This window comes from Vagococcus proximus, assembly GCF_029143285.1.
Classification (GTDB): Bacteria; Bacillota; Bacilli; order Lactobacillales; family Vagococcaceae; genus Vagococcus_D; species Vagococcus_D proximus.
In genome coordinates this window covers 13,648-35,260 of sequence record NZ_JAPDSH010000003.1, presented here as the reverse complement: position 1 = coordinate 35,260, position 21,613 = coordinate 13,648, and the positions used below count along the sequence as shown (strand labels likewise).

At 34.3% G+C, this 21,613-nt stretch carries 19 protein-coding genes and 1 tRNA gene; 16 read left to right on the top strand and 4 right to left on the bottom strand.

All coding sequences use genetic code 11. From position 1 onward, the window contains the following. Positions 1-12 precede the first annotated feature (12 nt). Together OL233_RS04750 and OL233_RS04745 are read left to right on the top strand one after the other, a co-directional pair. Positions 13-156 carry a FeoB-associated Cys-rich membrane protein gene (locus OL233_RS04750; RefSeq protein ID WP_437184403.1) on the top strand — a complete coding sequence of 48 codons (144 nt, stop codon included), beginning with the start codon at positions 13-15 and terminating at the stop codon, positions 154-156. 78 nt (positions 157-234) lie between these two features. Continuing rightward, positions 235-307, top strand: a tRNA-Lys gene (locus OL233_RS04745). Positions 308-664: 357 nt separating this feature from the next. Here OL233_RS04745 and OL233_RS04740 read toward each other — a convergent pair. Together OL233_RS04740 and OL233_RS04735 are read right to left on the bottom strand one after the other, a co-directional pair. Further along, the gene (locus tag OL233_RS04740; protein ID WP_275471226.1) at positions 665-2,014 is read right to left on the bottom strand and encodes an FAD-dependent oxidoreductase; all 1,350 of its coding nucleotides are present in this window, start codon (positions 2,012-2,014) and stop codon (positions 665-667) included. A gap of 118 nt (positions 2,015-2,132) precedes the next feature. Beyond that, entirely contained in the window at positions 2,133-2,900 is a 768-nt protein-coding gene (locus OL233_RS04735) for a class I SAM-dependent methyltransferase (RefSeq protein ID WP_275471225.1), read from the bottom strand. Positions 2,901-3,064: 164 nt separating this feature from the next. Between OL233_RS04735 and OL233_RS04730 the strand changes: the two genes are divergently transcribed. The 7 genes from OL233_RS04730 (at position 3,065) to OL233_RS04700 (ending at position 11,387) form a co-directional block, all read left to right on the top strand. Beyond that, positions 3,065-5,215, top strand: a complete 2,151-nt coding sequence (locus OL233_RS04730; protein WP_275471224.1) for a HelD family protein — start codon at positions 3,065-3,067, stop codon at positions 5,213-5,215. Positions 5,216-5,282: 67 nt separating this feature from the next. Further along, the gene (locus OL233_RS04725; protein WP_275471223.1) at positions 5,283-5,771 is read left to right on the top strand and encodes a methylated-DNA--[protein]-cysteine S-methyltransferase; all 489 of its coding nucleotides are present in this window, start codon (positions 5,283-5,285) and stop codon (positions 5,769-5,771) included. 116 nt (positions 5,772-5,887) lie between these two features. Continuing rightward, positions 5,888-6,598, top strand: a complete 711-nt coding sequence (gene yycF, locus OL233_RS04720) for a response regulator YycF (RefSeq protein ID WP_275471222.1) — start codon at positions 5,888-5,890, stop codon at positions 6,596-6,598. A gap of 11 nt (positions 6,599-6,609) precedes the next feature. Next, on the top strand, positions 6,610-8,433 hold the full coding sequence (gene walK / locus OL233_RS04715; RefSeq protein ID WP_275471221.1) for a cell wall metabolism sensor histidine kinase WalK: 1,824 nt from the start codon (positions 6,610-6,612) through the stop codon (positions 8,431-8,433). Beyond that, on the top strand, positions 8,433-9,731 hold the full coding sequence (locus OL233_RS04710; RefSeq protein WP_275471220.1) for a YycH family regulatory protein: 1,299 nt from the start codon (positions 8,433-8,435) through the stop codon (positions 9,729-9,731). Before walK ends, OL233_RS04710 begins: the two co-directional genes overlap by 1 nt. Positions 9,732-9,823: 92 nt before the next feature. After that, complete coding sequence (yycI, locus tag OL233_RS04705) at positions 9,824-10,549, top strand: two-component system regulatory protein YycI (RefSeq protein ID WP_275471219.1); 726 nt, start codon at positions 9,824-9,826, stop codon at positions 10,547-10,549. 31 nt (positions 10,550-10,580) lie between these two features. Further along, complete coding sequence (locus OL233_RS04700; RefSeq protein WP_275471218.1) at positions 10,581-11,387, top strand: MBL fold metallo-hydrolase; 807 nt, start codon at positions 10,581-10,583, stop codon at positions 11,385-11,387. Positions 11,388-11,432: 45 nt separating this feature from the next. Here the strand turns inward: OL233_RS04700 and OL233_RS04695 are convergent, their stop codons facing one another. Beyond that, on the bottom strand, positions 11,433-12,692 hold the full coding sequence (locus tag OL233_RS04695; RefSeq protein ID WP_275471217.1) for a S1C family serine protease: 1,260 nt from the start codon (positions 12,690-12,692) through the stop codon (positions 11,433-11,435). Positions 12,693-13,067: 375 nt separating this feature from the next. Between OL233_RS04695 and rlmH the strand changes: the two genes are divergently transcribed. From rlmH to OL233_RS04660, 7 genes are all read left to right on the top strand, one after another. Then, positions 13,068-13,547, top strand: a complete 480-nt coding sequence (rlmH, locus tag OL233_RS04690) for a 23S rRNA (pseudouridine(1915)-N(3))-methyltransferase RlmH (protein WP_275471216.1) — start codon at positions 13,068-13,070, stop codon at positions 13,545-13,547. Positions 13,548-13,613: 66 nt separating this feature from the next. Next, on the top strand, positions 13,614-14,954 hold the full coding sequence (locus OL233_RS04685; RefSeq protein WP_275471215.1) for a hypothetical protein: 1,341 nt from the start codon (positions 13,614-13,616) through the stop codon (positions 14,952-14,954). A 64-nt stretch (positions 14,955-15,018) separates the two neighbouring features. Continuing rightward, positions 15,019-15,417 carry a hypothetical protein gene (locus OL233_RS04680; RefSeq protein WP_275471214.1) on the top strand — a complete coding sequence of 133 codons (399 nt, stop codon included), beginning with the start codon at positions 15,019-15,021 and terminating at the stop codon, positions 15,415-15,417. A gap of 384 nt (positions 15,418-15,801) precedes the next feature. Further along, entirely contained in the window at positions 15,802-17,604 is a 1,803-nt protein-coding gene (locus OL233_RS04675) for a zinc ribbon domain-containing protein (RefSeq protein WP_275471213.1), read from the top strand. 3 nt (positions 17,605-17,607) lie between these two features. Further along, positions 17,608-19,218, top strand: coding sequence for a hypothetical protein (locus tag OL233_RS04670; protein WP_275471212.1), 1,611 nt, complete (start codon positions 17,608-17,610; stop codon positions 19,216-19,218). A 463-nt stretch (positions 19,219-19,681) separates the two neighbouring features. Further along, the gene (locus OL233_RS04665; protein ID WP_275471211.1) at positions 19,682-19,942 is read left to right on the top strand and encodes a helix-turn-helix transcriptional regulator; all 261 of its coding nucleotides are present in this window, start codon (positions 19,682-19,684) and stop codon (positions 19,940-19,942) included. A 13-nt stretch (positions 19,943-19,955) separates the two neighbouring features. After that, positions 19,956-20,348, top strand: coding sequence for a DUF805 domain-containing protein (locus OL233_RS04660; protein ID WP_275471210.1), 393 nt, complete (start codon positions 19,956-19,958; stop codon positions 20,346-20,348). A 134-nt stretch (positions 20,349-20,482) separates the two neighbouring features. Here the strand turns inward: OL233_RS04660 and OL233_RS04655 are convergent, their stop codons facing one another. Continuing rightward, positions 20,483-21,394, bottom strand: a complete 912-nt coding sequence (locus OL233_RS04655) for a helix-turn-helix transcriptional regulator (RefSeq protein ID WP_275471209.1) — start codon at positions 21,392-21,394, stop codon at positions 20,483-20,485. Positions 21,395-21,613 lie beyond the last annotated feature (219 nt).

The window sequence follows — 21,613 nt, the reverse complement described above, 5'->3', positions numbered from 1 at the left end:
AGAAATGGAGTGATGAACATGATAGCAACAATTATTTTAAGTATGTTGATTTTTGGTTCAGCTGGTTACATTATTTATAACAGAATCGTCAATAAAAGCGGTAGCTGTGATTGTGACGGTTGCGATTGTGGGATTAAAAAACCAGAGTCTAAATAAACACAGCTTAATAATAAAATAAGCGAGTGCAAGCCCTTGCCTAGTGACTGTGTTAGTGCTAAAATAAGGCTTGTAATCGGGCTGTTAGCTCAGTTGGTAGAGCAGCTGACTCTTAATCAGCGGGTCGTGGGTTCGATCCCCCCACAGCCCATGGGTGCCAAACCCACGAAGTCGGTCAGATGTTGGTGCGAAAGCATTTAGAAAACGTCTGGCGCGGCTTCATTTTTTATTTAAATTTATAATTAAGATACTAAAAAGCAGCTCACTTCTAAAGTGGGCTGCTTTTTTCGTTTTAAAATTAGTAAGGGAATCTAAACAAGGGAGTTTAGAAAATCAATTTATTAGCATTAGCTACAACTCTTATAATAGAGATGTAATTAGTATAAAGTGAGATAAAGGTGTAACGAATCATGAAAAAAACTGTGATAAAAGTGTGACCACCTCTTTTTCAAATAAAAAAGAATCCGAAGCAAGTCTAATAACTTGTTTCGGATTCTTTTATTTTAAATTAACGTTCTTGTTCGATTGCTTTCAAACCAGCCATGTTTAATAAGTTCCATGGTGTACCGATTTCTGGTTGGAAGAAGAAATCAGCGTAAGCTAATTGCTCAATCGTAAATTTAGTTTGAATAGCGATTGAAATAGCATTGATGTTTGCTGTTAAGTCAGCTTTTGACATAATTTGCGCACCTAAAATTACATGTGTTTTTGGATCATACACTAATTTGAACATAACACGTTCTTTCATGCTACCTGGAACAAAGTCCATTAATGTGTCTTGATCTAAGAAGACAGAGGCAATTTCAATGCCTAATTTTTCAGCCATTTGGTCATTTAAACCAGTTGAAGCAAATTTATAATCGAAGACGCGTAATGCTGAAGAGCCTTGAACGCCTTGGAATGGATGGTTAGCTTCTACTAAGTTCTTAGCAGCAAAGCGACCTTGACGGCGTGCATTTGTTGCTAATGAGATGTTAACTGCTGTGTTACCTGGGTTGTATTGGATTAATGTTGAATCTCCAACAGCAAACACGTCAGGTTCACTTGTTCTCATATATTCGTCTGTTTTAATCATACCGTTTGGTAGTAATTCAACAGAGTCTTTTAACCAAGCTGTGTTTGGACGTACGCCAGCAGACATAACGACTAAATCAGCAGGGTATTCGTTTTTATCAGTTACAACAGAAGTAACTTTATCGTCACCATTAAATTGAACAACAGATTCGCCCATAGCTAATGTGATGCCGTTTTCTGTCATTTCTTTTTCTAAAACGTCAGTGAATGGTTTATCAAGGTAAACCCCAAGAGGGCGCTTGATGATATCGATAAGTGTTACATTTTTACCTGCCATAGCAAATGCTTCAGCGGCTTCGATACCGATATAACCACTACCAATAACGGTTACGTTTTGAATATCAGGATCAACCGACTTAAGACGTAAATCAATCGTGTCTTGACGGCCTCTCATTGTTTCAATATTTTGTAGATCATTACCTGGAACAGGTAAGATAAATGGGTTAGCCCCTGGACTTAAGATGATTTTATCATAATCCTCTGTACGAACCTCACCAGAGATGTGATCCATAACTTGGACTTGATGTTTATCAGCTTCTAATTTGATAATTTCTTGGTTTGTGAAGACGCGGACCCCGCGCTTTTCCATCTCTTCAGCGGTCATATAACGAATTGAATTAACGTCTTTGACAACACCTTCAAGATACATTTGAGTGCCTCAACCCATGAACGAAATAAAATCGCCCTTTTCATACCACTGGATAGTAGCATCTGGATGAGTTAGTAATAATTCTTCGACAGCTTCGTAGCCGCCATGTGATGAACCTAAAACAATAACTTTCATAACAGTTCCTCCTTGTTTGTAGTTATTACAATTAAACAATAATACTAATATAACTTTAACTTATTTTCTAGTAAAAGTGTAGTGATTTGTTTGTGAATTTTAGAAAAATAGTATAAAGTTATGCATTATTTATTTTTTGGGCCTCGAAGGTTACGGTTTGATTGGCATCGACAGGTTCCTCTTCAAAGTTATAATCAGCTGAAAGAGAAATATTTTTAAAACCAACCGCTTCAAGCCTCAATTTAAATTCAGTTAAACCGTACCAGCGTAATATCATCTCTTGTAGTTCAGTTTGTATAAGTTGACCGTTCACCCATTTATGATAAGTCAAATGAGTCGTGATAGTTTGGTCTAGCCAATCCACAGCTAAGGTCTTACGTTCTAAGGTAATTCCAGATGTCTCATCAATAGTGTGAACAGAAGTAATTACTTCGCCAACTTCGGGATAGAAAGGTAAATCTAAATCTAAAATGAGTTTGCCACCAGGTACGAGTAAACGGTAAAGTTGTTTTAATGCCCTTGTAGCCTCTTCTTCTGTTGGAAGTAGGCAAAAAGTTGAAGTCGGAATAATGATAGCGTCATAAGTCTCAGTGCCAGGGTAGGATGTCCAGTCGTCGCAAATAAGTTTTGGAGAGAAAGAGACTCGCTTCGCTTCTTCTTTGCATACTGTAAGCATTTCTTTGGATTGGTCAATTCCAATCATATTAAAGCCTTGCTTTAATAAAGGAATGAACATCCGACCGGTTCCGACTCCGATTTCTAAGATAGGACCAGTAATGCCTACTAGTCTTTCGGCGTAATATCCGATATCGCCATTAAGAGAATAGCCAGTGGGTTTTGTTAAATGATAAACGGCCGTGCATAATGGCCCGTAGTGACTGTACATAAGTAAGCTCCTTTTTGTCATAAGTATAGGATTAGTATAACAGAATGAGTAAATGAGAAACAAACCGGAAAGCCTTTTCAAAAAGTGGCGGCTATTAATTGACTTATCTCAATTTAAAGCGTAAAATTATTTGTTCGTAAGATTATCTGGCAGGAGGAAAAAACGTGTCTAAAAATGAAGATTGGCAACTAGAGCAAGGCTATTTATCAGATGTATATGAGAAGTTACTTGCGATGAAAAATAGAGTATCAAATGAGTCAGAAGAGGCCGATGAAAATTCCCGCCTATTTTTAAAAAATCTATCTGAAGATGTGAGAATGAATAACTCATCAGCAGCAGATAGTTTTGAGTCGCTTATTCAAGTGGAACAGAAAAATCAAGAGTTAGCTCAATTAAATTATAAACGTGAATGGTTAGAGAAACAGAAAAATAATATCGCACAGTTATTAGAAGGACCTTACTTTGCGAAGTTAGATGTCCAGTATCCGGATGAAGAAGAGATGGAGCAGTTTTATATTGGGGTGGCAGGATTTAGTGATGAAGACCATATCCAATATGTTTACGATTGGCGCTCGCCGATTGCTAATCTTTATTATGAAAATAGCTTAGGTCAAACAACATATGAAGCGCCGATGGGTGAAGTTGCAGTTGATCTTAAAAAGCGTCGTCAGTTAAAAGTGGAGAAAAACAAATTAGTCGATTTCTTTGATACCAGTACAGCAATTGAAGACCCCATGTTATTAGAAGTATTGAATGAAGAATCTTCTGTTAAATTAACTGATATTACAAGTACTATTCAAAAAGAACAAAATGCCATTATTCGTGATACGAAAAGTGATGTACTTATTGTTGAAGGAATTGCCGGTAGTGGGAAAACCTCGACAGTCTTACAGCGTATTGCTTACTTACTATACCGTTACAAAGATAACTTACTACCGGAGCAAGTATTATTGCTATCACCGAACCCGATGTTTAGTAAATACATTGAAGAGGTATTGCCGAGTTTAGGTGAGAAAAACCCTCGTCAATTAACGTACCGTGAGTTAATGAAGACAAAAGGAAAGCAATATCAAATTGAAGAATTAGAATCGCAATTGTATGATGGTCGTCCGATTGATTCGATGTCAAACATGATCGCGATTGAAGAATATGTGGCAGAGTTAAATCCTGACCATCTTGATTTTATTGATTTGAAATTAGAAGACGAATTGGTTATTTCTGCGAAATGGATGGATCAAACGTTACAATCGTTACCGAACAATGTGGAGTTATATCGCAAACTGACGTTTTTACAAGAAAAAATGTCAGAAGCGTTGAAAAAATTCATTCGTACGGAAAGTCGTAAACCGAAATGGCGTAATGAGTTTGAAAACTTAAGTAGTGACCAGTATAATCAGTTGTTTGCTAAATCAAAGGGTGCAACAGAAGAAGAAGCGGTTCAAAAAGCTATTAATAAATTAGTCCACTACTATTATGCGCCAGTGCGTAAAGCGATTGCGTCATTTAGTTGGATTGATTTAGAAAGTCATTACTTATTAGCAACAGGACTGCCGTTATCTTCACCGATTACTTTAGATCAAGCGACAGAATATGCTTACTTAAATCATTTAATGGTTCAAAGTCGTCAACGTCAAAGAACAAAATTTGTTATTTTGGATGAAGTTCAAGATTATACGGAAGCGCAGTTATATTTCTTATCTAAAGTATACGGAGAAGCAAACTTTACCTTAGTAGGAGATGGTTACCAATCTATCTTTGCCCAAGGGACTAGCTTTGACCGTGTGGAAGAGCTCTTCACTGATGGAACACGAAACGTGAAGTCAGTTAAATTATTAAAATCTTACCGTTCAAGTGGACCTATCAGTCACTTTATGAAACATTTATTAGGTGGCGATGAAAGTGGTGTTGAGGTTATCGACCGTCCGGGTAAAGATCCAGAGTTTGTCGAACTAGCGGATGAAACAGCTTATTACTCATATTTAGCAGAACGTATGGCCAATCTAAAAGCAGATTATCGCCAAGTGATATTAACGAAAGATAGTAAGGAAGCCCATAAAGTGTTTAAAGCTTTAGGAAGTCCAGAAAACTTAACGTTAATTGCGGATTCAACTAAATTAGATTTAAGTGCGCGTCAATTTGTAATGCCAGTGCATTTGGCTAAAGGGTTAGAATTCGATAGTGTGGTTGTTCATAATGCATCAGAGAAACGCTTTGTTAGTCAACATGATCTGAATTTATTGTATACAGCAAGCTCACGTGCAATGCATGAGTTATACTTACCTTATATTCAAAAACCATCAGCTTTTATTAAATAAAAATCGAAAGATAGAACTGAGAAGTTCTATCTTTTTCTATAGAAATCTGGAGAAAAGAGGGAAAGAGATGTATGCAGAACGTTTAGATGTTTTTGGCGAGTCTTTTTTACTCGTAGCAGATGACGAAGGCATTATTTATTTGGGGATAGAACACGTTTTTGACAAGTACCAATTGTCTAAGCAGTTAGAAAAACCACAAAGGACTAAATTTGAAAGAATACAACGTTACAAAAAATACGTTCTTGATTATTTAGAGGGGGAATCCAACGCTATTGACTTGCCCATCAGTTCAGTTGGAAAGGGAACGGAGTTTCAAGAGAAAGTGTGGCAAGGGTTGTTAACTATTCCGTACGGTCAGACGATAAGTTATGGAGAGTTTGCAGAGAGGTTAGGCTGTCCAACCTCGGTTAGGGCGGTTGCAACCGCAGTGGGAAAAAATCCGTTACTGTTTATTAGACCTTGTCACCGTGTGATTCGATCATCTGGAGAATTAGGGGAGTATGCAGGCGGTCGTGAGTTAAAAAAAAGATTAATAGCGTTAGAAAAAACTAATTAAAAGCTGTGATTTAGGGCTTTAAGGCGCTAAGGTTTTATCTCAACCTGAAATAGGGTATAATAGAAGCAATACCTTGTGAATTATTTTTTGAAGTAGCAAGAGGAGGATAAAAATTTATGAAAAAAGTATTAGTTGTTGATGATGAAAAGCCAATCTCCGATATAGTGAAATTTAACTTAACAAAAGAAGGCTATGAAGTCTTTACTGCTTATGATGGTGAAGAAGCTTTAGAAGTTGTAAAAGAAGTTGAGCCTGACTTAGTTCTTCTTGATTTAATGTTACCTAAACTTGATGGATTAGAAGTATGTCGTGAAATCCGTAAAAATTTTGATATGCCGATTATCATGGTAACAGCTAAAGACTCTGAAATTGATAAAGTCTTAGGGCTAGAGCTTGGAGCGGATGATTATGTAACAAAACCGTTCTCAAATCGTGAGCTTGTCGCGCGTGTTAAAGCCAACTTACGCCGTCAAGGGTCACCGTCACAAAAACAAGTGGAGGAAGAGGAAGAAGTCAATGAGCTTGAAATTGGGGCTCTTACGATTCATCCAGATGCTTATATTGTGTCAAAACGTGGTGAAAAAATCGAATTAACACATCGTGAATTTGAATTACTACATTACTTAGGGAAACATTTAGGTCAAGTGATGACTCGTGAGCATTTACTGCAAACAGTTTGGGGCTATGATTACTTTGGTGATGTCCGTACAGTTGATGTAACAGTTCGTCGTTTGCGTGAAAAAATTGAGGATAACCCAAGTCATCCTGCATGGCTTGTAACCCGTCGTGGTGTTGGGTATTACTTAAGAAATCCAGAACAAGATTAGGAGAGAATGAGATGCGGAAAAAAATTCATTTTTTCCAATCCGTTCATTTTAAAATAGCCATGGTGTTTGTCCTACTGCTTCTTATATCAGTGGAGATCATCGGGGCTATTTTTATTCGTGAATTGGAAAAAAATACCATCACGTCTTTTGAAGATACGATGAATGCTCAAGTTGAACTATTAGCCTCTAATTTGAGCACGGAGTTAATATCAGTGGGGGATGATGGTGATATAACGTTAAAGAGAACGGTTAATGAGTTCTCAAAACGTGATGTATTTGAAGTACGAGTGGTTGATGATAAAGGGATTGTTCGTGCGACAAGTGATGCAAATCAACAAAATATGGTTGGTAAGAAAAATGATATTGCCGCTTTAAATGATTTTACAGAAAAGCGTAAAGAACAAAATGATCCAGCGACCAATCGTCGTGTCTATATTAACGTTCAGCAAATTAGGTCTCCTGCAGGTGATGCAGTTATTGGTGGACTGTATGTGAAGAGTGATATAGAGAGTCGATATAATGAAGTCAGTAATACAACGTTACTATTCTTCTCTGCCTCAATGATAGCTATGTCGATTTCGTTAGCAGTTGCTCTTTTAGTTGCTAGGACTATAACGAAACCAATTGGAGAGATGCAACAACAAGCTCTTAAAATCGCTCAGGGGGATTATACAGGTGAGCTTGAAGTTCACGGGCAAGATGAGCTGGGACAACTGGCCCAAACCTTTAATGAGCTATCTGCTCGAGTAGGAGAGGCTCAAGAAACGCTTGAATCAGAGCGGCACAGATTAGACAGTGTATTATCACATATGACAGATGGTGTTATTGCAACAGATCGACGTGGTAACGTGGTTATTATTAATGAAAAAGCACTGCTGTTATTAGAAACTACTCAAGAGCAAACTATTGGGAAATCAATATTAGAACTTTTAGATATTCACGAAAACTATACGTTACGTGAGTTACTGGAAGGACAAGCGGAGAAAATGATCCATGTTAATCCAGAATCAGAAGAAGATGCTACAATTTTGAAAGCTGATTATGCGATGATTCGACGTGAGTCAGGCTTTATTAGTGGGTTAGTTTGTGTGCTCCATGATGTCACAGAACAAGAAAAAAATGAACGTGAACGTCGTGCTTTCGTATCGAATGTGTCTCATGAATTACGAACACCTCTTACAAGTATGCGCAGTTATTTAGAGGCATTGTCAGACGGTGCTTGGGAAGACCCTGAGATTGCCCCCAGATTTATTAGTGTATCGTTAGTTGAAACAGATCGTATGATTCGTATGATTAACGATTTGCTGAATTTATCTCGTATGGATGCACAGAAGAGTCCGTTACAGCTTGAATTTGTTAATCTGAATGAATTGCTTAATTTTGTACTAGATCGTTTTGATATGGTGATTGCCAATGAGAATAAAAATTATAGCATTCGTCGTGAATTTACGTTACGTACCATTTGGTTAGAGGTCGATCCTGATAAAATTATTCAGGTATTAGATAACATTATGAATAATGCTCTGAAATACTCACCAGATGGTGGCGAAGTAACCTGTACATTATTGGAGACCCATAACAATGTTATTATTAGTATTTCAGATCAAGGTATGGGAATTCCTCAAAAAGATGTGAAGCGTATTTTTGATCGATTCTTCCGAGTAGATAAAGCACGCTCTCGTGCGATGGGTGGTTCTGGATTAGGTCTTGCTATCTCAAAAGAAGTGATTCAAGATCATGGCGGAACGATTTGGGCGGAGAGTAAAGAAGGAAAAGGATCAACATTCTATATTTCGTTACCATACGAGGCGTTTGAAGAGGAGGATTGGGGCTAATGAAACTAATCGGAAAATTAATTCGTTATACTTTATTTTTGATGATTGCTCTTAGCCTATTCCTGTCCTGGAAACTTTGGACAAATTCAGGTAGTAAAGTTGAAGAACAACCAGTCAATAAATCAGAGCAAATCGCTAATATGAAACAGCCTAAAGATGTCTTTTTACCTGTTAAACTGGTGTACCATGATAATAAAGGTGAGCATTATTACAGTAGTAAAGAAAGTCTGATTCAAAGTATGAGCAAAGAACTATTTGAAAGAATGGGCGATGAGTTGCCCGTTGAAAAGTCTAGAAAAAAAATAGAGCCACACTTGATTAAAGGTTCTTTTGATTTATCAATGTCGAGTCCATTGTCACTTGCTTACTATTTGAAGATTAACGATAAAGAAGTGCCATCACATATTAAGAAAGATGTGACATTTAGACGTATTCTAGTCTCATTTTCAGATAATCATATTCATTTTATTGACAATGAGAATAATCAAATCTATCAAACTGAATTATTAGGTGATTCAAGTGAAGTAAAAGCGATTCTAAAACATGAAGGAAACCGCTTCTTGCCAGTAGGTAATCCAAAAATGGATTTACCAGTGTATTATGAGTTTAAAAATGATATTACGTTGAAAAAATATAGTTATATTGTGGCGACTCAGTCCTACACGATGTTTTCAAAAGCTTTTTTTGATGATACTCAAGAAGTCTTTTCGAATGATGACCATAAAGCCAGCAAAAATGTGAGTTTAATGAATGCTGAAGGTGGGACTCTTGATATTATGTACGATACTGGAGAGGTTAGATTTAACAGTCGTTTTGATAGTGAAAAAGCGCGTGATTTAGGAACAGATACGATTTATGAAGATACATTTTTCTATTTAAAAAATACAGGAAATGCATTGGGAACGATTCGTTATTTTGAAGGGACACCTAATCGTGTGACTTACCGTAACTATGTTGAGGGGTATCCTATTTTTAGTGATAATGGTAAAGGTAGAATGGATATTTCAAGAGAAAATAAAAATATTAGAATCTCAACCAATCAAGAAACAATTCAAGTTCCAATACCGTCAGAAGAAGAAATTGTATTAGAAAGTACCGATAAAATCATTGAAAAACTAGAACTCAAAGGTATAGATGTTAAAGATATCCAAGGGCTTCAGATTGGCTATACATGGGAAGCCAACCAAGAAACAAAACAGGTCGTAGATTTAGTGCCAGAATGGTATATTAAATTGAAAGACAAGTGGGAAAGTTTGAATGACGTGAGTAAGATGTTAGAAAAAGGGGTGGGAGAGTAATGGATTTTAAACGAATTGAAATTATTTTTCTCTGTGCTTTTTTAGGACTAAACCTCTTCTTACTTTTCAGTTTTCAACAAGGAAGAGACACGGTGAATACGGGTGTCGATTTGAACTCTGTAGCTGATATTGAGACGCGTCTAAAATATGATAAAATCACAACGGAAAAAGATGTTTTTTCAGATGAGATTGTTGAAGGGTATTATTTAAGTGCAACCACAACAGACTTTAAAAAAGAAATGAAAAATGACACAACTCAAGATAGCCAACGTTTTGTTAGAACACAAGATGTCGTATATGAAGAGCCCATTAAAGCGAAACAATTGGAGAAAGACTTAACTCGTTTTAAAGATGGTAATAAACAGCTTTATAAAGGGAAAGACTATAAATTTTTTAACCGTCCAGCTTCTGATAATACTAACATGGTATTTTCTCAAGTATTTGAAAAAATTCCTTTTTATGATGAGACGAGTGAATTGAATATAGAATTATCAAAAATGACTAAAGAGGATTTAATTATAGAGACATTTACTCAAAGTCATTTAAAAGAGATTGAGCCCTTGCGTGAAAAGCAACCAGTAATATCTGAACGAGAAGCGATTGAAACATTATATATGAGTAATCGTATCCCGTCAGAGTCGACAATTACAGATACTCAATTGGCGTATACCCGTATTTTTACAGTTAGAGGAAAGAATGTTTATATCCCTGCTTGGTTTGTTTGGATAGAAAGTAGTAAGAAAAATGTCCGTGTGGAACGAGTGAATGCTTTTTCTAACTCGGTTATTGCACCAAATGTACCTGAAATGAAGAAGTAATGAGCAGATAAAGAAGGAGTCGCGGTGTGTAGTGAAAAATGAAGAAGCATTTAAGGTAAGTATTTTGGCTAGTGGAAGTAGTGGTAATTCACTATACATTGAGTCAGATAAAAAGAAATTATTAGTTGATGCAGGATTAAGTGGTAAAAAAATAACCAGTTTATTATCTGAAATTGATCGCTCGCCTGCTGATTTAGATGGTATTTTAGTTACTCATGAGCATAAAGATCATATCCACGGAGTTGGCGTGCTATCACGTAAACATGGTATAGATATTTATGCGAATGAAAAAACATGGTCAGCCATGTCAACAGGGATAGGAACAATTAAACCAGAGCATAAGCACATTTTTGAATTAGGAAAAACTAAAACGTTTGGAGATATGGATGTCGAAAGTTTTGGAGTTTCTCATGATGCTGCGGAACCTCAATTTTATTCCTTCCAAAAAGATAATAAATCATTTGTTGTATTAACTGATACAGGTTATTGTAGCGATCGTGTCAAAGGAACAATCCAGAATGCAAATGCCTATCTAATGGAAAGCAATCATGATTTAAATATGCTTCGTATGGGAAATTATCCATGGAGTTTGAAACAACGTATTTTAGGTGATATGGGTCATCTATCAAATGAAGATGGTGCTCTAGTTGCGGGAGAAGTGCTCGGTGACAAAACAAAGAGAATTTATTTGGGCCATCTAAGCCGTGAGAATAACTTAAAAGAGTTAGCTCATATGACGATGGAACATAGTTTAAGAACCCAAGGACTTGGCGTAGGACATGATTTTATGGTTTATGATACGGATCCTGATCAGGCGACTGAATTATTTTCAATTTAATAAAAAAAGAATCCCTAAGACTTACAGCCTTAGGGATTCTTTTTTTTATTTATCTTTTAAAGCAGCAGCTTGATCTAATGTTAATTCAACATTAGTTGTCATTTTTTCTTTCTCACGGTAATACGTTACTTTAACAGTATCGCCAACTTTTTTCTTATAAAGAATAGATTGTAAATCTGTCCCATTTTCAATGGCTTTTCCATCAATTTCGACAATAACATCGTATTGTTTTAAACCAGCTTTTTCAGCAGGTGATGCTAATTGTAAGCTGCGAACGATAACACCTGTTTTTACAGAAGCAGGAACTTTAAGGATGCGTTCTTGTTGTTCGCTACTGATAACAGATAAATCACTCATTGTAATACCTAACATTGGGCGTGTCACTTTTCCGTCTTTTTCGAGTTGACTAATAATAGAAACAACATCATTACTTGGAATAGAGAAGCCCATTCCTTCAGCAGCGATACCACTTGATGCCGCAGCAATTTTGATTGAGTTGATACCAATCACTTGTCCAGCAATATTGATAAGTGGACCACCGGAATTACCAGGATTGATAGCAGCATCGGTTTGAAGTGCGTTGATGTTAACCGGTTGTCCGCTTTCGTTTGTGTTCGTGATTTTACGATCTTTAGCAGAGATAATACCTAAAGTCGCACTGTTTGCATAAACAGATCCGAGTGGAGAACCGATAGCAATAGCAGGCTCACCAACTTTTAGTTTATCAGAATCGCCAAAGTCAGCAGTTGCTTTCACTTTATCACTTGGGATTTCTAAAACTGCTAGATCCGTGTAGCTGTCTGTTCCAACTAATTTAGCAGGGACTTTTGTTCCATCATTCATTAAGATTTCTAAACCGTCAGAACCATCTACAACGTGATTATTTGTAACGATATATGCTTTTTTACCATCTTTGCGGTAAATAACACCACTACCTTCGCTACTTGCTTCTAATTCATCATCAGATTGCTCTTTTTGAGGTTGTTCTTGTTGGCCATTTAATTGACCGAAGAAACGCTCAAAGTCATTAAGTTGTTCCTTTTTTTGCAAGTTAACAACCGAAACAACAGCATCTTGAACTTTTTCAATAGCTGTAGATGTATTAGATTCAACATCTAATTTTAATTTACTTGTTTTTGCTGTACTGTTAGTTGATTGTGGGACTTCTTGTGTTAGTGGAGCAGGTTTAATCAAAAGGACAGTAGCACCTACAGCGACTGCACCTCCGATAAGGCCACCTAAAATCCCTTTGAAAAAGCCTTTATTGGATTGTGGTGTTTGAGTTGATCTTTCATTTTTGTTCATAATAGTCGGTGTCTAGCACCTAACCCTCCTTTTATTTTTAGTATCCGATAGATATAGTATACATTTAATTCCTACTATTAGTCTAATATCTTAATTTGAATATTTTATGAAAAAGTTAGGATTAAAATACTAGTAAGAGGTGTTAAAAGTGTGAGATTCACTAATTTTTAATAAAGAGTTATCCCCAAAAGTTATACACAAACGTGTGTAAATGTGGATAACAAAAAACAGCAAAGAGTATAACTGACTTTTTTTACAAAAGAAACAGGTGTTTGGTGGATAAGTCTGTGGATAAGTGTGGATAACTTTAAGGTTGGTTTTTATGTGAATTTAGATTAAACTTTAAAGAGAATAAAAGAATAAGGGTGGAAAAATTTGAAAATTAAAATAATCGCGGTTGGAAAATTAAAAGAAAAATATTTAAAACAAGGGATAGATGAGTATGCAAAGCGTTTAACAAAGTATTGTAAGTTTGAAATTATTGAAGTTCCAGATGAAAAAGCGCCGGAAACGTTGAGTGAGACAGAGATGCTTCAACTAAAAGAACGCGAAGGTCAAAAGATATTAAGCAAAATTGGTGAAGGCGACTATGTTTTTGCCTTAGCTATTAATGGAAAAGATTATACCTCAGAGGAATTTGCAGATGCGATTGATAAAGTAACAGTAGCAGGAAAAAGTACAATTACTTTTGTGATTGGTGGATCATTAGGCTTATCTCCAGAAGTCTTAAAACGCAGCAACCAACAAATTTCATTCGGTCGAGTGACTTATCCACATCAATTGATGAGACTTATATTATCAGAGCAAGTATACAGATGCTTTAGAATTATCCATGGACATGCGTACCATAAATAATGAGGTTTTTATAGTTAAAAGGGTTGCTAGTGATGAATATGAAAAAATGGGTAGGAGGAATAAGAATTGGATACCGAAGAGATTAATGAGTTACTAGAGGATTTAATGGCTAATAGTAAAGTGAGAAATGAACAATCGGTTGTTAATAATTTAAAACTATTGCTATTCAAGGGACAATCAAATAAGCTTACAGTAAATGTAACACCTAAATTAAATTATGTTGGAAAATATCACGGATTTCATCCAAGCAATTCGACAAAAAAAATTGTAGAAATCTTTTTAGGAAAGCCACTTAGGAATAGGGAAGAGTTTGAAATATGTTTAAAAGAGTATTGTGAAGATGTTTTGGGAGAGACTAAAGGTTTTTCTTTATATGAAGCAGATGCTTTTATGGAACACGCTACTTCCGGAACTCTAGAGGATAAAGATGAGAAACTTCAGAAGTTAGAACAAGTGCTATTTAGACAAGCAATCTTACAAGTTTGTACACACTTTGGGTATGAAATAGAGGTTAAAAAAGAGTTAGTAGATCAAGTGACTGAGCTGATAAAGGGACATCCTCAATTGAAATTGAAAAAGGGTAAGTTGTTAATACCAGGTATTATAATAGGACTGGATGATTTATTTTATGATTTTAGTTTAAATGAAGCTAAGTTAGTAAAAAATAAAAATGAACACTTTGAGTATAAAGGGTTAAAACCTAAATTATTGCATGGTGGTGTTTACTATTCAGGAGTGATGCCTTCAGTCAAAGAGATAAAAGAAGTAGATAATTCTTTTTTTTCTGATGGGATAAAGGCACTCAATTTATCAGTCATTCAGACAACCTTTGCCACATTAGATATGTTTGATAATAATGAAATGATTCATCATGACCTTTTTGCCATTGAAGAACAGTTATTGTTAAAGCAGTTTTACTTTATAGAAGATCAATTACAGAATAACTACTTATACCAAGTTCATGAGAGTGATAGGCTAGAGAAGATGAATAGCTATTTAAAAGAGTCATTGAATAGTCATACAATTGCAGTGTCAGCTAACGTTGTAACATCAGATGATTATTTGATATTAGGGAGACGCTCAAGTAGCAGTATTGATTCGGATAGTTATTATTGTTCGGCCAATGGTCAAAGTGAGTTTTATGATAAAAATGTAAAATTTTATCAGCAATCGGTAACAGAGGATACCCCTTATTTAGAGTTTAGCCAGGATGCGAGAAATAATTTTGCATTAGAAATCGAAAGAGAAGTTGAGGCAGAGTTAGGGATTTCAGATTTTGAGAAATCATGGGAATATTACGGTATAAGCTATTTGAGTATTCATAATAAAGAGATTCATAGTTTAGAGGAGTCATCAAAGATATCAAAACGTCGGATGCATTTTAATGTTTTATTACATAATAAATAAAGTACGCACACCGTATGAAGAGGTGAGCAGAAGACAAGGGAATTCATCGGAATCTTTTGAGAACATGGGAATTATTGGGATTAAATTTAATTGGTATCGAGGTGTAAGAGATTTTTTTAATAATTCAATTAAATACAGCATTAACTTTTTGTATACTTACTTTAGCCAAATAGTACTTTTCCTAGTAATCCTTCTAGGTAGATCTAATTTAGAAAACTGGTTAGAAGCAATAATCATCATTTTGTACTTCTTTTTAACTTATTGGGGTTACTATAAAAATAAAAATATTCGTAAGGAAAAACATCGATTTAAACTATCTGAAAATAAATTTAAAAGAAATCAGAGAATACCGAATAAAAAACTAAAAGGGTTTATGACAAAAAATAATTTACATATGATTGCAATGTTGATGATCGTATTGTTCATCCAGGAAGAATTTAGTTTGAAAGATAAGGGGTCATGATGTTAAAAATGCTAATTTATTAGCATTTTTTTTTATAAGATAAATATATTTGTGTGTGGGGGAGAGAGCAAATATAACTACTTAATTGTTAGTTTTTTTACAAAGATAGAGCTTGATTATGTACGATGAAATAATGGTAGTTAAAAATATCATGTATTTTTATACTTGTTTAAATTAAGGAGAAAAGTTTGAATGAAAGCGTTGGATAGATAAAAAAAGAGTCTAAGTTAAGATGACTCGTTATATTTGTAATAGTATTAAAAGATGTAAGTAGCTCAGTTTGTTATAGATTATAAAAGTAAGGAATTTAAATATATTAATTTAACATTTGATAAAAATAACTTATAATAAAATGGGAAGTTTAAAAAAGGAGGAATAAAATCAATGTTTTGTTCAAAGTGTGGGAATGAATGTAGTGAGGGAGCATGTTTTTGTCCAGGTTGTGGGAATAAATTAGAAGAAATAAACAATGAAAAGTTATTATCAGAAGAGTTTATAAAAAAATCTCTTTTAGAATCTAAAGAAGCGAATATTAGTGTAGCACCAGATATAGAAGAAAAAAAATTATTAAGTATGACGAAAATAACATCTGATAATATTGATCCAACAAAGGTTATTGGTATTGTGGATACATCAGCTTTTTCAAATGGAAAGGCAGGTTTATTATTTACGGGAGATACCGCTTATATGAAGGAATCTTTTGGTACTGCTGATTGTATCCCATATGTGGGGATTAATAATGTGGAGTATGATTTAAATCAGGAATATTTAGATAATGGAAAGGTAAAAGAGAAAAAGAAATTAGTTATTCAATATGAAGATGAAGAAAACGTTCGCGAGATTTATACAGATGTTTCGTACCCGTTAAATTTATTAGGAGAAATTTTAAAAGGCATAAAAGATAATGTAGAAACTATAGATTCAAAAGATCAAGTAGTACAATTACAAAATTTAGATCCGATGATTATTGAATTATACTTTAGAGTTATTATATGTTATTTAAAATTAAACGATGGTGTAATTGATCAAAATGAATATAAAGAGCTTATTTCTTTAATGGTTCGTTTGAAATTATCTAAAGAATTATCGGCTAATCTGAGAACATATAGATTTTCTGAAGATAATGAAGATGTGGATGAGTTGTTAAGAGAGTTAAATCATCAGTTAGATGTTCATAAAATTTCGTCAAATGCAATTTATCAGTCATTAGGTATGGATATTATTGGGATGAATTTAGCAAGCTTAGATGAGTGGAAAGAAGACAAATGCTTAGTTTACATGCTAGATAAACTACATATGACAGATAAGCAAGTAGAGTTTACTATCAGAAAGATTAATATTGAGAAACAAATTATCGAGAGTAGAATGGATGACAGTCAGATTAAAGGGATTGTAACGGAGTTGTCAGCATTGGCTGCAGGAGCAGGGATTTCCTTGGGTGCTTTAGCTATTACGGGTGCAGTAAGTGGTTTTGGAGGTATAACTGGAGGCTTACTAGCTGTTAGTTTAGGATCTGGTGGAACTTTAATAGGGGCGGCAGCAGTTGCGGCGAGTGCTTATGGTGTATATAAAGGAATTAAACATATCGCAGGAACAAGTGAGTTAGAAAAATTTGGCATACGTATGGCAACATTGACTAAAAAAATAGAAATTTTGAGAGATTCAAATGTACACATTATTGAAGATATTAATTGGATAAATCAAGAAATGGGAGAGTTAGCCAATACTTTGTTTGATGCAGAAACATTAAACGAGGAGTTAGTACTAGAATTAAGGCACATGATATTAAAGGTTCAGAAAGTTTCAGGCTCAGGCCGCCTTATTGAAGAAGAACAAACGCGTACTGAGAAAGAGTATATTATAACTAAGTTACCAGAGGTCTTAGATGAAGAGAAATTTAATGAGCTTAATAAAAATAAAGTCCAACGAGTAGAATATTCAAAAATTATAAATAAAGCTTATAAAATGAATCAAGAAAGTATGACTAATGAAAATGAGTCAGAAGGGCCTGAAGTTCAAGCTAAATTATATTTAGATGAAAGTCAAAATAGTGATTCCTTAGAATTAGTACTCAATATCCTGGAAGATATAGGGTATTTTAATACGGCTACCTCAAGTATGGCGCAAGGAAAAGTTGTTGCTAAAAAAGGGATGGAAACATTAAAAAAAGGATTGTTTGGTAAGTAGTTAATGAAAATTAAATCAGATAAGCTTGTTAAAAAATCTCAATTAAGAAAAATAGAAGAATCACTGATGATTGATACTGTACTTCAAGAAAAAGGACGAGAATCTTTAGACAAGATGAGCCATAATGTAACTAAAATGAATGAAACGGTAAAAAAATCAAATGACAATACACGTGAATTATTAAAAATGTTACGAGAAAATAGATCAGGGGCAGATAATAACGTAGAGATGTTACAAAAGATTGAGTCAATTGAAGGATCTTCATTTAAACGTGAGTCATTAGAGCACGTTATGGTTATTGATACGCCAGAAATCTATTTGAATTGGAAAGAGCAAGTAAAAGAAAATGAAGTATTTGCTAAACGTAATAACATTGATTTAACCCAACCTTTTATTAATACCTTTTCTAATGTTGAAAGAGCTAATCTGTATAAAGAACTAACAGATAAGTTTGATATAATAGAATTGGATAAATATGATTATTTATTTGCTACCTCAGCAGGAGTTGTTGCAGGTTTTATTGATGCGGCTTTTGTAGGAACTATTACAAATAATACTACGCAGTCTGCTATTCCTAAGATGATGGATAAGCAGTTTGATAAGATTGTAAATTGGTATGCCAAGCAAGAAAAAATAGGAATGTTAGAAAAACAGGTAGAAGCTGCTAAAAGTACGTCAGCTAAAGAAAATTTAACTAATAGAATCCATGCTTTGAAAAATAATAAAAAAATTGGTAGAGCGGGCCAAATTAGTGAATGGACTAAAAAAGATAGTATTAAAGTTTTAGAAAAAAATCATAGGGTAAGCTATGATACGGCTATAAACAAAGCGGTTAAAGGAATGTCTCCTGATAACCACCACTTATTATCACTTGCACATGAACCGAGTTTATTTGGTCTTTTGGTGGGAATAATAGATCAATTAACTGGCAAGTCCACATTTGTGGATACTCTAGGAAATGTGATTAGAACATCAACAGGAAATCTTAATAATGAGCTGACCGGTAATATAGTTCAAAAAATATCTCAAGCGACAGAAAATTGGTTTGGACATATAATGAGTGATATTGTTGGTAGCAGTAGTTCTGTTGGCCGTGGGAGTGGTTTACCCGTTCCAGGATGGTCATCTTTACAGAAGCTCCAAGTAGGGAATATTACTATTAATGATAAAAATATGAACGTAGCACAAGTTTCTGATTGGATGTTTAAAAATGGTTATGATGTAAGAGCGTTCAGTGCCCAACTTATACCCGTTATTATTTATGAAACATTAGTACGCTGTTATTGGTTTTTTAAACAAAAATTTTATTTTGGGAAAAGTATAAAAGAAAGCTTTCCTGTGGCTAATAATAGAGAGCTTTCAAGATTACTATTATTTTCTGCGGCTTCTTTTACAGCAATAGATGTCGGTGATGCGACAATAAAATCTATTAATCCAGTGGGATTTAACTGGGGAAAATTTCTCATGACTATCAATGTACCAGGAATTATTGATTTAGGTTTCAGATGTGTACAGAATATTAAGAATGAGATATGCCATCGAAATAAAATAGAACTTGTAATAAAGGATGATGTTCTGAGGGAATATGATAGGGTACTAAGCGAAGTTTATTAATCACAGTATAAATTTCATATAAAGAGCATAACAAACAGAGTAGAGAGTTATCTGTTTGCTATGCTTTTTTTGTTTAAATATAAATAAATCCTCAAAGGGAAATAGAAAGTGAAAAAGTAGTAGTATCAGTGTGCTATGTTTAGCTTTTTTATTGAGTTCTTGAGGAAAATCATAATTAAGTGGGGACAGGCAAATAAAAAGAAGTTCTCGAGGTATAAAAAAATATAAAATATAGATAATCTTCAAAAAGAAGTATGAGGCTTAAGTCTCATACTTCTTTTTGATAAACTCTTTTAATAAAGAGACGTATTACGTCTATTTGCCTGTTGTATTATATAAATAGATTCAAGAGCAAGTCTTGGTCGACTTAATGACATTTGAAAGGTTTTTGACTATGACAAGGGAGTTAGTTTATGGGAGAAAACTGTTTTATGATGAATATGACATTATTTTAAAGGAGGGAATGATAATTCAGCAGGAAATTAAAAATTGGTACCCAGTTTACCAAGACTTAGTCAAATTAATTGGAAAAAAGAATGCGTTATTAATTTATGAGGAATTCAAAGGGATTCAAGTAACCTTCCCGTTGAAGCTTGTGGATAGAAAACATTTGCCAGTATTAATTAACAAACAAAAAAATCAAAAAAGTCCAAAGGAATTAGCAAAAGAATTAGGTTACTCTGAGCGACATATTAAGCGATTATTGAAGAAGATGAAGGCTTAGTAAAATAGTAATATTGAAGATTAGTGAAAATAATAGAAGAAAGTTGGGAACAGTTATGGAAGAAAATATAGCAAAAATAAAAGAAGCAAGCCGTTTAATGGTAGATAATATTTTTAATTTTGAAGGGAGAACGAGTAGAGGTAACTATTGGTGGGCCGGTGTAGGGCTGTTTGGGTTAGCTATAATTGTTGGGATATTGGACAGTGTTAGTCATTTTTTAGGGAATATTGGAATATTAATCCTTTTTGTTTTAAGCCTAGCATTAACAGTACGTCGGTATCATGATGTGGGAAAACCTTGGTACTATATGGTATGGCAAGCTCTCTTTCCCCCATTTGGTTTGTACTTCTTAATAAAAAAAGGAGACGAGTCAACAAATAAGTATGGTGAACCAGATAATAATTAGTGATGAGGGATAAAAAGACAGAAAAAATACACTATTTGTTAATGGTGGGAGGGTTAGTTTTAAGAAATTGTCTACAAAGGCGGTAGACTGGATAATAAATAGAAGCAAAAAGAGAAAGATATCTCTTTTTACTTCTATTTATAATAACTAAGCATACAATTTAAAATTGCTAGATAGTCTGTTTTAAATGACTCTGGTCCGAGTATTTTAACTAAATCACGTTGACTAAACAACCACATTTCTAAACCTTTCTGATAAGCCGTGATTTCTATTTGTGGCAGTTCCCCTGGACTATTTTCTAATAGACTATGATGAGGGAATTTATCAAGAAGAGCTTCCAAGGTACCGCTAAATTCAACTGTAACGGTAACTAATTTATCCACTTGCATGAGGTGGGCATGTTTTCGGAACTCACTATCTTCAACTTTAATCGTTGTGTTAGTTGCCTGGTTTTTATAGTTCTCGATAGCTAATATGCGATCAACTCGGTATGTATTAACTTGTTTCTTATTAATATTATAGGCAGTAAGGTAGAAATAGAAGTCAGAGAAAATAATAGATTGCGGAATAAGATAATAAGTATTAACTTGTTTATCACTGCGTTTATATAATAGTTTTATTTCTTGATTATCTGTTATTTTTTCCGTAAGGTTCCAAATGAAGTGAGCTAATGGTTTCTCATGTTTGGGTCCGATATAATGGTTCAGTTCATTGCCGTAAAGGCGGTAAAGTTCTTTTTTATCCGATGAATCAAGATTAGTGCTAAGTTGATTGATAATAGTAAGTAGTTCGGATTTTGTTAAAGAACGACTTTCTAAAAGAATCTTTGTTAAGACTAATAGATATTCTTTATTTAAGACAGTATTAGATTCAAGTATATAACCGTTTAGTGAGCGTTTGTAAAGCAGCATACTATCAGGCGAGTGTAGGGTTAAAAAATCTTTTAGAGTGGCTAAATCCCGTTGGATAGTCCGAGTGTTAACACCAAATAGCTCACTCATTTTTTGTTTATGAATGACTTTTCGTTGTAGTAATTGGGTATACATATAGAGTAATCGGTGGTTGATAATCCCCCCTCCTTTTTTATTAATGGACAATATATGTCTGTTAATCAAGTGTAAGCTATTAATAAGTGGGAGGCAATGGAAAATTTGATATGTATGTGAAAACAATTTTATAAAGAATAGAATACTGCTTGAAATACACTGTGAACTAATCATAATATATTTTTATCTAAGAATGATATAAAGGAGGATGAGAAAATT